The sequence below is a fragment of the Bradyrhizobium sp. genome (genome assembly GCF_035484855.1).
Lineage (GTDB): Bacteria > Pseudomonadota > Alphaproteobacteria > Rhizobiales > Xanthobacteraceae > Bradyrhizobium.
The window spans coordinates 21408-32550 of sequence record NZ_DATHOP010000138.1; the positions used below are offsets into that span (position 1 = coordinate 21408).

Annotated in this window: 9 protein-coding genes; 4 read left to right on the forward strand and 5 right to left on the reverse strand. The window is 64.8% G+C overall.

Going from position 1 to position 11143, the window contains the following annotated elements; all coding sequences use genetic code 11:
* Position 1: 1 nt before the first annotated feature.
* Positions 2-1642, reverse strand: coding sequence for an FAD-dependent oxidoreductase (locus tag VK804_RS15525; protein ID WP_325371727.1), 1641 nt, complete (start codon positions 1640-1642; stop codon positions 2-4).
* Positions 1643-1688: 46 nt separating this feature from the next.
* A complete protein-coding gene (locus VK804_RS15530; protein ID WP_325371729.1) occupies positions 1689-2669 on the reverse strand; it encodes a tripartite tricarboxylate transporter substrate binding protein in 981 nt (326 codons plus the stop codon).
* Between the two features lie 266 nt (positions 2670-2935).
* Between VK804_RS15530 and VK804_RS15535 the strand changes: the two genes are divergently transcribed.
* The 4 genes from VK804_RS15535 (at position 2936) to VK804_RS15550 (ending at position 7601) form a co-directional block, all read left to right on the forward strand.
* Entirely contained in the window at positions 2936-4252 is a 1317-nt protein-coding gene (locus VK804_RS15535) for a L,D-transpeptidase family protein (RefSeq protein ID WP_325371731.1), read from the forward strand.
* 228 nt (positions 4253-4480) lie between these two features.
* On the forward strand, positions 4481-5209 hold the full coding sequence (locus VK804_RS15540) for a glutathione S-transferase family protein (protein ID WP_325371733.1): 729 nt from the start codon (positions 4481-4483) through the stop codon (positions 5207-5209).
* 235 nt (positions 5210-5444) lie between these two features.
* The gene (locus VK804_RS15545; protein ID WP_325371735.1) at positions 5445-6266 is read left to right on the forward strand and encodes an enoyl-CoA hydratase; all 822 of its coding nucleotides are present in this window, start codon (positions 5445-5447) and stop codon (positions 6264-6266) included.
* Between the two features lie 105 nt (positions 6267-6371).
* Positions 6372-7601 (forward strand): CaiB/BaiF CoA transferase family protein, encoded by a 1230-nt coding sequence (locus tag VK804_RS15550; protein ID WP_414642791.1) that lies wholly within the window; start codon positions 6372-6374, stop codon positions 7599-7601.
* 336 nt (positions 7602-7937) lie between these two features.
* Here the strand turns inward: VK804_RS15550 and VK804_RS15555 are convergent, their stop codons facing one another.
* The 3 genes from VK804_RS15555 to VK804_RS15565 form a co-directional block, all read right to left on the reverse strand.
* Positions 7938-9017 carry an isocitrate/isopropylmalate dehydrogenase family protein gene (locus VK804_RS15555; RefSeq protein ID WP_325371737.1) on the reverse strand — a complete coding sequence of 360 codons (1080 nt, stop codon included), beginning with the start codon at positions 9015-9017 and terminating at the stop codon, positions 7938-7940.
* A gap of 146 nt (positions 9018-9163) precedes the next feature.
* Positions 9164-10228, reverse strand: coding sequence for an alcohol dehydrogenase (locus VK804_RS15560; protein ID WP_325371740.1), 1065 nt, complete (start codon positions 10226-10228; stop codon positions 9164-9166).
* Between the two features lie 72 nt (positions 10229-10300).
* Positions 10301-11143, reverse strand: an 843-nt coding sequence (locus tag VK804_RS15565) for an oligopeptide/dipeptide ABC transporter ATP-binding protein (RefSeq protein ID WP_325371741.1), incomplete at its 5' end; no start/stop codon positions are given.

Below are 11143 nucleotides of genomic sequence, written 5' to 3' on the forward strand. Positions count from 1 at the left end.
TTTAGTTCGCAGCGCCGCGGACCCGATCGATCAGGGCAAGCGGATCCGCGGGCAGACGATCGCCGCGCCAGGCCACATGCTGGTCCGGTCGCGACAGTATCAGTCCACTGCCATCGAAAATGGCGGTCGCTGGCGGCTTCAGGTCGAGCAGTTTCAGCGGCACACCCCTGTTTCGAGCGGCGGCCTCCAGTGGAGCCACCTCCATCGCGGGGCTCAGCCTCAATAGCGTGAACTCCGGTCCCATCGCGTCATAAAGCGAGCTGCCGTCCTCGCACACCAGATGCGGCGTGCGGCAGCCCGGCACCGTCGACGGCGTATATTGGCTCATCGTATAGGGGGGATGCGCCGAGCCGTCATAGGCGATGATCGGCGAGGAATCATAGTAGCTGCCGAAGTTGAGACCGGCTGCGGCATATTGCTGGACGTTGATCTCGTAGGTGAGGCGCCCGACCTCCTGCCGCACGCGTTCGCCTTCCTTCCCCGGCTCCTCGATTTCGTCGGGTATCGTGCCACGGCGGCGGATTTCGGCCTCCGCATGCGACATCGCAAAGCGCGACACCTGGCTCGTGATCGGCCAGCGCTCCGCCTCATAGGCATCCAGAATCGAAGCCGGCGCCCAGCCGTTGAGATGGGCCGCAAGCAGCCAGGACAGGTTCATGGCGTCCGCAATCCCGGCGTTCATGCCGTAACCGGCATAGGGCACCCAGATATGCGCGGCGTCGCCGGCGATGAACGCGCCGCGATCGCGGAATTTCTCCGCGATCAGGCGGCGGCCGAACCAGTCCTCCCTGGAGATGATGTCGTAGCTGAAGCCGGCATCGACGCCGAGGATGGTGCGGATGCAGGCGTCGCGATCGACGGAATCGAAATCGACTTCGCCGGGTCTCAGATAATTGTGCACCAGCCAGCGCTCGCGGCCGTCGATCGCATAGACCATGCCGCTGCGGCGCGGATTGATCGCGCCGGTGCCCCAGGCGCGCGCGTGACGCTGCAGATCGATCAGGCCGGGCGCGCGGATGAAGGTCGACTGCACGCGCTGCACGACGGCGTCGCCGGAAAGCTCCGCGCCGATCGCCTTGCGCACGATCGAACGCGCGCCGTCGCAGCCGATCAGATAGCGGCAACCGAGCCGGGTGACGGCGCCGGTGTCGAGATCGCGCAGGGTGACGACAGACGAAGCATCGGAGATCCTGACGTCCTCCACCGAAGTGCGGTTGAGGATACGGATGCGCGGCTCTCCCGCCGCATGCTCGAACAGGATCGGCTCGAGAAAGATCTGGTTGATGCGATGCGGCGGCTCCGGCGTCGGCCAGTTGCAGTCCGGGCCGTCTGTCGCGGTGAAGCGGTCGCGACGGCAGGGAATCCTGATGCGCGTCAGCTCCTCGCCGGTAAACGACGTGCGATAGCTGATGTCGTGCGGATAATCCGCAGGCAGTCCGGCGTTGCGCACCTTGTCGGCCAGACCGAGCCTGCGAAAGATTTCCATGGTGCGGGCGGCGACGTGGTTGCATTTCGGCTCCGGAGGTGCCGCGCGCGCACGCATTTCTACCACCGTGACGTCGATCCCGCGCCAGGCGAGATCGATGGCAAGCGTCAGCCCGACCGGGCCGGCACCGACGATCAGCACATCGGGTTCAATCATGTCGGACATCGCCTGGCGCGGGGAATTTGACAACAATCATGATCGCTCATTCCAGCTCGGCGCCGGAATTCTTGACGATGCCAGCCCAGCGATCCACCTCGGTCTTGATGAAGGCCGCAAAACTATCCGGCGTTGACCCCGGCAACGGCTCCAGCGCCAGCGTCGTGAGTTTTTCGCGCGTCGCCGGATCGGCCACCAGCTTGCCGATCTGCGCCGCCAATTGGTCGACGATGTTCCGGGGCACGCCTGCCGGCGCCACGATGCCCTGCCAGGCCACCAGCTCGTAACCGGTAAGGCCGCCCTCCGCCAGCGTCGGAATATCGGGCGCAGCCGCAACCCGCTTCGGCGTGGTCACGCCGAGCACCCTCACCTTGCCGTCGCGGATCTGCGGCAGCGCCGGCTGCAGGTCCACCACCATGAAGGGAATGCGGCCCGCGATCACGTCCAGCATAGCGGGCACGCTGCCGCGATAGGAGATGTGACGGATGTCGATGCCGGCGGCGGACTGCAGCATCGCGGCGCCGAGATGCTGCGGGCTGCCGTTGCCGGCCGAGCCATAGGCCAGCCCCGGATTCGATTTGGCATAGGCGATGAAATCGGCGAGCGTCTTCACCGGAAGTTGCGGATTGACGATCAGCGCGAACGGCACCGCGGCCACCAGCGCGATCGCCGTGAAATCCTTCACCGGGTCGTAGGGCAGCTTGCGGTAGAGCGTCTTGTTGATGGCAAGCGTGGTCGAGGTCGCGATCATCAGCGTATAGCCGTCGGGTTCCGCCCTTGCGACGAACTCCGCGCCGAGCGCGGTCGCAACCCCCGGCTTGTTTTCGACCACGACGGTGGCGCCAAGGCCGGTCTGCAGCTGGTCGGCGACCATGCGGCCGAGAAGGTCGGTGGTGCCGCCCGGCGGATAGGGCACGATCATTTTGATGGGCCGGCTGGGGTAGGCTTCCGCCAGCGCCGGCGGCGCCCCGAGCGCAACCAGCCCGCCGCCCAATCCGGCAACGATCTCCCGACGTGTCAACGGCATGCGTTCTCCCGAGGGCAGAGTTGTTGTTTTCGGCCAAGCCGTTTCCGAACCACATGAGTTGGTGGAACGACACAGCAAAGACCACCGAAGTTCAACCCGGCTTGTGGCATGCGATAGCGCCGATGCCAACTTAATCAGAACGCAACTCTCATGGGCTAAATTCGCAATAATCCAGTCTTTTCGGACCGGCTCCGGTCCGCTTGCTTCGGCCCTGATGGGCCGAATTCATCCTCAACCTCGTCAGCCGCACGCCAGGGGCAGCCACCATGCGAACAATGACCGCCATTGCCATCGCCACGATACTTGGCGCCGCGCCGGCATTCGGCCAGGGCGCAGCCGTCGCGGGTGCCGCACCGGGTGCTGCAAATCCCGCGCATGCGGCCCCGGCCAAGCCCGCGATCGCCGCATCCACCCCCGAATCGCGCTCGGCGGCGGCGCTGGCGCTGTCGCATGAACCGACCTTCGACGAAGGCACCGCGGAGCGCCTCAAACAGGCCGCGCTCAGTTATAGCGATCTGGCGGTGCGCGGCGGCTGGCCGATGATCCCGGCCGATGCCAAATTCACCCTCGGTGTGGCCGGCCAGAATGACGATCTGCTGCGCCAGCGCCTCGCGATCAGCGGCGATCTCGCCGCCGACAAGCCGACCACCGGGCCCGACGACGACGACGTCGCCGAGGCGATAAAGCGTTTCCAGGTGCGCCACGGGCTGGCCGCGACCGGAACCGTGACGCCGCGAACGCTGGCCGCCCTCAACGTTCCCGTGCAGAAGCGCATCAAACAACTCGAGGCTTCGCTGGAGCGGATCGAGAACATGAATTTTGCCTTCGGCAAGCGCTATGTCGTGGTCAACCTTCCCGCCGCCTTCGCCGAAGCCGTCGAGGACGATCATGTGGTGCGGCGCTATCGCGTGATCGTCGGCAAGACCGAAAAGCCGTCGCCGACGCTGACCGCGGAGATCACCAGCGTCAACCTCAACCCGACCTGGACCGTGCCCTCCTCGATCGCGAAGACCGAAATCTCCGCGCATATGCGCAAAGACCCCGGCTATCTCGCGCGCATGCACATGGAGGTGCTGGACAGCCGCGACAACCCGATCGATCCGCATTCGGTCGACTGGTCCGGCGCGCGCACGCCGAATTTCACGGTGCGGCAGCAGAACGGCAGCTGGAATGCGCTCGGCGCCGTCAAGATCGACATGCCGAATCCCTATTCGGTCTACATGCACGACACCAACCAGCACAATCTGTTCAGCGACGACTACCGCTTCGATTCGCATGGCTGCTCGCGGGTCGACAATGTCCGCGACCTCGCCGCCTGGCTATTGTCCGAGGAGATGCCGAAATGGAATCGCGCCGCGATTGATGCCGCGATCTCAACCGGCCAACGCGAGGAGATCGCGCTGCCTCGGAAAGTTCCGGTGGCCTGGGTCTATCTGACGGCATGGATGACCAAAGACCAGACCATCCAGTTCCGCAACGACATCTACGACCAGGACGAGCAATTGCTGGAAGCCACCGCCGAAGAAGCCGCGTTTTTCAACCAGGCCGCCGGTCATCCGCTCACGGCCCATCTGGCGCAGTGACTTCTTCCACCTCCCCCGCTTGCGGGGGAGGTCGGATCGCATCGAAGATGCGATCCGGGTGAGGGAATCCTCTCCGCTGGCGCCGGCGGATTGGTCGGGCACCCCCACCCCAACCCTCCCCCGCGAAGAGCGGGAGAGGGAGCAGAGCGGCGCAAGCGGCCATGAGCGCACCGCCATTGCCGAGACACCCCGGCAATGCTTCACTCCCAAAAAACACGGGGAAACCTCATGATGATCCTTCACCACGCCTGGCGCTCGAGCGCTTCGCGACGCGTCCGGCTCTGCCTTGCCGAAAAGGGCCTCGATTACGAGGGCCACCACGTCGACCTGGAAAAGATGGAACATCATTCGCCGGAATACCTGGCGATCAATCCGCTCGGCGTGATCCCGACCCTGATCCATGACGGCAAGCCGCTGCACGAGAGCGGCACGATCTGCGAATATCTCGATGAGAGTTTTCCCGACCCGCCGCTCCGCCCGGCCTCGCCTTACGAGCGCGCGGAGATGCGCAACTGGATCAGGCATATCGACGGGCTGATCGGCAATCTCATCATCTTCAACTGGCGCCACCATCTGCAAAAGACCGCCGAGCAATGGAGCGATGAGGAACTGGCCGAACGGGTGAAGAAGATCCCGAGCAAGGAGCGCCAGGAAGCGTGGCTGCGGGTGGCGCGCAAGCCCTACACCGAGGAAGAACGCGAGGCGGCGCGGGGAAAACTGGTGGCGCAACTGCTCGACCGAATGGAGGAAGCGCTGAAACCAGCGGGCTGGCTGGTCGGCAAGGCCTACTCGATCGCCGATATCGCGGCCGTCCCCTTCGTCAAGCGCATCGACGAGGAGATCGCCCCGCATGAGGTCACGGCAAACAAACATCCCCGCGTGAGCCACTGGTGGGCTAGCATCCAGGCCCGGCCGGCGTTCGCGAAAGCGAAGATCGGCCCGTTCCTGGATTCGTGAATTGGAATCGTGACGCCTCAACTTGCTCCGCCGCACCTCTCCCGCTTGCGGGGGAGGTCGGATCGCATCAAAGATGCGATCCGGGTGGGGGAATGTCTCCGCTCGCGCCGGCGCTTGCTGCGGGCACCCCCACCCCGCCCTCCCCCGCAAGCGCGGGAGAGGGAGTGCGCCTCCGTTGCCGAAGCAGCGAACCAATGCTTCAATGATCAAAACTCACAACCGAAAGTCGCCTGCCATGCTGGACGTCCCCAAGAAATCAGAAAAATCCTTCGCCGACGGCAAGATCCTGCAAAGCGTCACCGAGGGCGTCGGCGTCGTCACCTTCAATAACCCCGAGAAGCGCAACGCCATGTCGCTCGACATGTGGGAGGGCCTCGGCCACGCGCTGGTCGAGTTGCGCGACGACCCCGAGGTGCGCGTGGTGATCCTGACGGGCACCGGCGACAAGGCGTTCGTATCGGGTGCCGACATCAGCCAGTTCGAGAAGAACCGCCACAACGCCGAAGCCTCGGAAGAATACGCCAAGAAGAGCGCGGCGCAGCGCGCGCTATTGGCCGACTATCCGAAGCCTGTGATCGCCTCGATCCGCGGCTTCTGCCTCGGCGGCGGCATGCAGGTCGCGATGATGGCGGACATCCGCATCGTTTCCGACAACAGCCAGTTCGGCATTCCCGCCGCCAAACTCGGCATCGCCTATGGCTATGACGGCCTCAAAAACCTGGTCTCGCTGGTCGGCCCGTCCTGGGCGCGGCTGCTGATGTATACGGGCATGCGGATCGATGCCGCGGAAGCGCAGCGCATCGGCCTCGTCGATCGCATGCTGCCGGATGCGGAATTGTGGGACGCGACGATGGAGATCGCCCGCACCATCTCCGGCAACGCGCCGCTTGCGATCCAGGCCGCCAAGATCACCATCAAGCAGGTGCTGAAGGACGAAAGCCAGCGCGACATGGACGCGATCAAGGCCATCGGCACGGCGTGCATGGACAGCGAGGATTTTCGCGAGGGCCGGCGCGCGTTCATGGAAAAGCGCAAACCGAGATTCACGGGAAAGTAGAACACCATCGTCATTCCGGGGCGCGCGATAGCGCGAACCCGGAATCTCGAGATTCCGGGTCTGGTCCTTCGGGCCATCCTGGAATGATAACGGAGAACGATCAACATGCACAAACCCGTCAACACGCCCGGCACTGCCATGCCGCAAGCCCAAGCCTCGCCGCTGCCGCTGGCGCGCTTCAAGGTCATCGACCTGACGCTCGCGCGTGCCGGTCCGTCCTGCGTCCGCACGCTGGCCGACTGGGGCGCCGAGGTGATCCGGGTCGAGCCGCCGCCGGGCGACGACGAGGCCGAGGAATTGATCGGCCGGCGCGACGGCTCGGACTTCCAAAACCTGCATCGCAACAAGCGCGCCATCACGCTGAACCTGAAATCCGATGAGGGCCGCGAAATCCTGATGCGGCTCGCCGAACAGGCCGACGTCGTGGTCGAGAACATGCGGCCCGGCGTCGTCAAACGGCTCGGCGTCGATTATGAATCGGTGAGGAAGCGCAATCCGCGCATCGTCTATGGCAGCATTTCCGGTTTTGGCCAGTACGGTCCCTACACCTCAAGGCCCTCGATCGACCAGATCGCGCAGGGCATGAGCGGCATCATGTCGGTGACGGGCATTCCGGGCCAGGGCCCGGTCCGCGTCGGCGTCGCCGTCACCGACATCATGGCCGGCGCCTTCCTGGCGCAGGGCGTGCTGGTCGCCCTGCTCGACCGCGAGGTCTCGGGCCAGGGCCGCTGGGTGCAGACCTCGCTGATCGAGGCCGGCCTGACGCTACTGGACTTCCAGGCGACGCGCTGGACCATGGACAAGAAAATCCCGCCGCAGGAGGGCAACAACCATCCGACCAACGCGCCGATGGGGACGTTCCCGACCGCCGACGGCTTCATCAACATCGCCGCCACCAGCAACAAGAACTTTGCGAAATTCTGCGCCCTGATCGACCGCGCGAGCATGGCGACCGATCCGCGCTTTGCCTCCACTGCGATGCGACGGCAAAACAAGGGCGCGATGAACGAGGAGATCGCCAGCGCCTTGCACGCGAAGACCACAAGCGAATGGTTCGAGCTGATCGTCGCCGCCGGCCTGCCCTGCGGGCCGGTCTACGACATCCAGCAGGCTTTTGCCGATCCGCAGGTCGAGGCGCTGCGCCTTAGGCGCTCCGTCACCCATCCCCGCCTCGGCGAAATCGATCTGGTGGCGCAGCCCTGCGAAATCACGGGTTTCGACCGCGCGATCAGAACCGCGACGCCCGACCTCGGCGAACACAATGACGAAATCCTGGGATCGCTCGGCTATGGGCCGGACGAGATCGCCAAACTGAAAGCGGCGCGGGTGATTTGAGGCGATGGCGGAGTCTCCGCCGTTCGTCCATCAGGAACGAGAGCGCCGGTTGCGCATCGCGAGAGATAAAAGTATACCTCGCGCAAAAATGCATGCGGCGAGATCGCGGAAGTGTGTCTCAACGTCATTGCGAGCGCAGCGAAGCAATCCATCTTTCTTTTTGTTGCTCCATGGATTGCTTCGCTTGCGCTCGCAATGACGGTGTACCTGTTTGACATTTGAAATCCGTAGGGTGGGCAAAGGCGCCCTTGCGCCGTGCCCACCATGTCAGCGTAGACGAAAATGGTGGGCACGCTTCGCTTTGCCCACCCTACACGCCGCTACGACGCTGAGAGCCTACAACGCCGCCAGCACCGCTCTTGCGATATCCGCCGTGCCGTTGCTGCCGCCGAATTCCATCGGCTTGATTCCACCCGCATACACCTTGTCGACCGCGCGTTCGATGCGTTCACCGGCTTCCGCCGCCTGCTCGAGGTCGAACTTGTCGGCGAGCCAGTCCAGCATCATCGCCGCCGACAGGATCATGCCGGTCGGATTGGCCTTGCCCTGCCCCATGATGTCCGGCGCGGTGCCGTGGCAGGGCTGGAACACCGCATGGGTGTCGCCGATGTCGGCCGAGGGCGCCATGCCCATGCCGCCGATCAGGCCCGCGGTCATGTCGGAGAGGATGTCGCCGAACATGTTCTCCATCACCATGACGTCGAAATCCCAGGGCCGCTTGACCAGCAGCGCCGAGCAGGCGTCGACATATAGCCGGTCGGCCTTCACTTCCGGATGACGTTGAGCCGCCTCGTCGAACATCTCGCGAAAGAAAGCGAAGGCCTTGAACACATTGGCCTTGTCGACGCAGGTCAACGCGCCCGGCCGGCCGCGCGCTTTGCGGCGTTCGGCCAACTTGAAGGAAAACTCGAACAGTCGCTCCGAGGTTTTCCGCGTAATGACCAATGTCTCGCGCGCCTCGCTGTCGGTGACGACACCCTTGCCCATCGAGGCGAACAGGCCCTCGGTCGACTCGCGGATCACCACGAGATCGATGCCGCGCGCATCCGCGCCGACGATCGGGCTCGGCACGCCCGGGATCAGCCGCGCCGGCCGCACGCCGGCATAGAGATCGAAATGAAAGCGCAGCTCCACCTGCGGCATGATCTCGGTGTTATCGGGGTAGCGCACCGACGGCAGCCCGCAGGCGCCGAGCAGGATCGCATCGGCCTCGTCGCACAGCCGCACGGTGGATTCCGGCATCGACTTGCCGGTCGCGAGGTAGTTGTTGGCGCCGGCCGGGGCGTCGGTGAAGCGGAATTTCAGGTCGGTCCTCGCCTCAATCTTGCGCAGGATTTCCAGCGCCGGCGCCATCACCTCGGGGCCGATACCGTCGCCGGCAAGCACGGCGATGTGGAGGGCGTTGTTGGCGGACATGGGGATTCCTGTTGATCAGTATCGGGTGGGATCTGGTTGCGAAACTCGTCATGCCCGGGCTTGACCCGGGCATCCATCCTTCTTCGAAAGAGTCCTTGCGAAGAGGATGGATTGCCGGGTCAAGCCCGGCAATGACGACAATGAACCTACGGCGTCAGCACGGCGCGGCCGACCAGCCTGCCCTTCTGCAGGTCGACCAGCGCCTCGTTGGCTTTGGCGAGTGGCATCGGCGTCACCGGGATCGCGGCGATTTTCTTCGTCCGCACGAGATCGAGCAATTCCGGGGTTTCGCGCAAGTTGCCGACATAGCTGCCCTGGATGGTGATGGCCTTGATCGGAATCAACGGCAGCGCCCAGGGCGCGCCGCCGCCGAACAGGCCGACGATGACGAGCTTGCCGCCCTTGGCCAGGCAGTCGAAGCCGAGTTGCGTGGTCTTGGGGTTGCCGACGAGATCAATCACCGCGCGGATCGGCCCGCCGGCTTTGGCGGCGAGCTGCTCCAGCGCGTCGGCTGCGCCGCCGTCGACGGTCGCGAGCGCGCCGGCCTTTTCCGCGGCCTCGCGCTTGCGCGCATCGATATCGACGACGATGGCACCCTTGCCGCCCATCGCCTTCAGCAGCGACAGCGCCATCAGGCCGAGACCGCCGGCACCGAAAATCACGATCGGCGTGTTGAAACTGGCCTCGACCTTCTTCAGCGCACTGTAGGTGGTGACGCCAGAACACGCGTAGGGCGCCGCGGTCACGGGATCGAGGCCCTTCAGGTTGAGGAGATACTTCGGATGCGGCACCGTCATGTGGTCGGCATAGCCGCCGTCGCAATAGACCCCGAGCGACGCCGGTTTTGCGCACATGTTCTCCTCGCCGGCGAGACACACCTCGCATTTGCCGCAGCCGAGCCAGGGATAGACCAAGGCGATATCGCCGAGTTTGAGATCGCCGGCAATGGCCTTGGCATCGGGACCGAACGCCAGCACCTCGCCGACTGTCTCATGGCCCATGGTGCGGGGCAGCGACACGCCGCGATCTTTCAGCGACAGCGGCTTGCGGCCATGGCCGAGATCGTAGCCGCCTTCCCAGATGTGCAGGTCGCTGTGGCAGACGCCGGCCGCCTTCACCTTGATCAGCACCTGCGTTCCCTCCGGCTTGGGAGTCGGCTCATCGACCTCCTGCAGGGGGGCGTTGAAATCGGTGACCTTGAAACTCTTCATCGCTGCTCTCCCGTCAATTATTCTTGCTGTTGGGCGGACATTGCCACGCATTCCCGCGCAGTTGTTAGAATGTTAGCCCGCCGCGATCAATGGATGATGGCAGGCGGCGAACTGCATCGGCGCCAGCTCGCGAAGTTCCGGAACTTCGTCGCTGCAGCGCTGGTCGGCCCGCGGGCAGCGGGTACGGAAACGGCAGCCCGACGGCGGCGACATCGGCGACGGCGGCTCCCCGACTGGCACGCTTTCGGCCGGCCGCACTTCTGGATCCGGCACCGGGATCGCCTCGATCAGGAGCGCGGTATAAGGATGTGCGGGATGGGCGAACACCTGCTCGGAGGGCCCGACCTCGCACAGCCGGCCGAGATACATCACCGCGACCCGGTCGCTCACCGCCTTCACCACGGCGAGATCGTGGTCGATGAACAGCAGCGTCAGGCCAAAGCGCGCCTTCATGTCCTCCAGCAGATTGAGAATCTGGGCGCGGATGGAAACGTCGAGCGCGGACACCGGCTCGTCGCAGATGATGAATTCGGGATTGAGCACCAGCGCGCGTGCGATGCAGATGCGCTGGCATTGTCCGCCGGAGAATTCGTGCGGCAGGCGTTCGATCACGAGCTCGGGGTCGAGGCCGACGGCGCTGAGCACCTCGCAGACCAGTTCCTTGCGTTTGCCCGGGTCCTTGACGCCGGAGATCACCAGCGGCTCGGCGACGATATCGCCGATCCGCCGCCGCGGATTGAGCGAGGCGATCGGGTCCTGGAAGATCAGCTGCACGCGCTGGCGCATCTTGCGCAGGGTATCGCCGTGCATCGCCGTGAGGTCCTCGCCGTCGAACAGCACGCGGCCCGATTGAGCCCGGCGCAACTGCAGCACCGCGCGGCCGAGCGTCGACTTGCCGCAACCGGACTCGCCGAC

What these genes read in the sequence shown, in the direction of transcription:
- VK804_RS15525 (WP_325371727.1), bottom strand. Translation starts at nt 1,642, where the DNA reads ATGATTGAACCCGATGTGCTGATCGTCGGTGCCGGCCCGGTCGGGCTG.
- VK804_RS15530 (WP_325371729.1), bottom strand. Translation starts at nt 2,669, where the DNA reads ATGCCGTTGACACGTCGGGAGATCGTTGCCGGATTGGGCGGCGGGCTG.
- VK804_RS15535 (WP_325371731.1), top strand. Translation starts at nt 2,936, where the DNA reads ATGCGAACAATGACCGCCATTGCCATCGCCACGATACTTGGCGCCGCG.
- VK804_RS15540 (WP_325371733.1), top strand. Translation starts at nt 4,481, where the DNA reads ATGATGATCCTTCACCACGCCTGGCGCTCGAGCGCTTCGCGACGCGTC.
- VK804_RS15545 (WP_325371735.1), top strand. Translation starts at nt 5,445, where the DNA reads ATGCTGGACGTCCCCAAGAAATCAGAAAAATCCTTCGCCGACGGCAAG.
- VK804_RS15550 (WP_414642791.1), top strand. Translation starts at nt 6,372, where the DNA reads ATGCACAAACCCGTCAACACGCCCGGCACTGCCATGCCGCAAGCCCAA.
- VK804_RS15555 (WP_325371737.1), bottom strand. Translation starts at nt 9,017, where the DNA reads ATGTCCGCCAACAACGCCCTCCACATCGCCGTGCTTGCCGGCGACGGT.
- VK804_RS15560 (WP_325371740.1), bottom strand. Translation starts at nt 10,228, where the DNA reads ATGAAGAGTTTCAAGGTCACCGATTTCAACGCCCCCCTGCAGGAGGTC.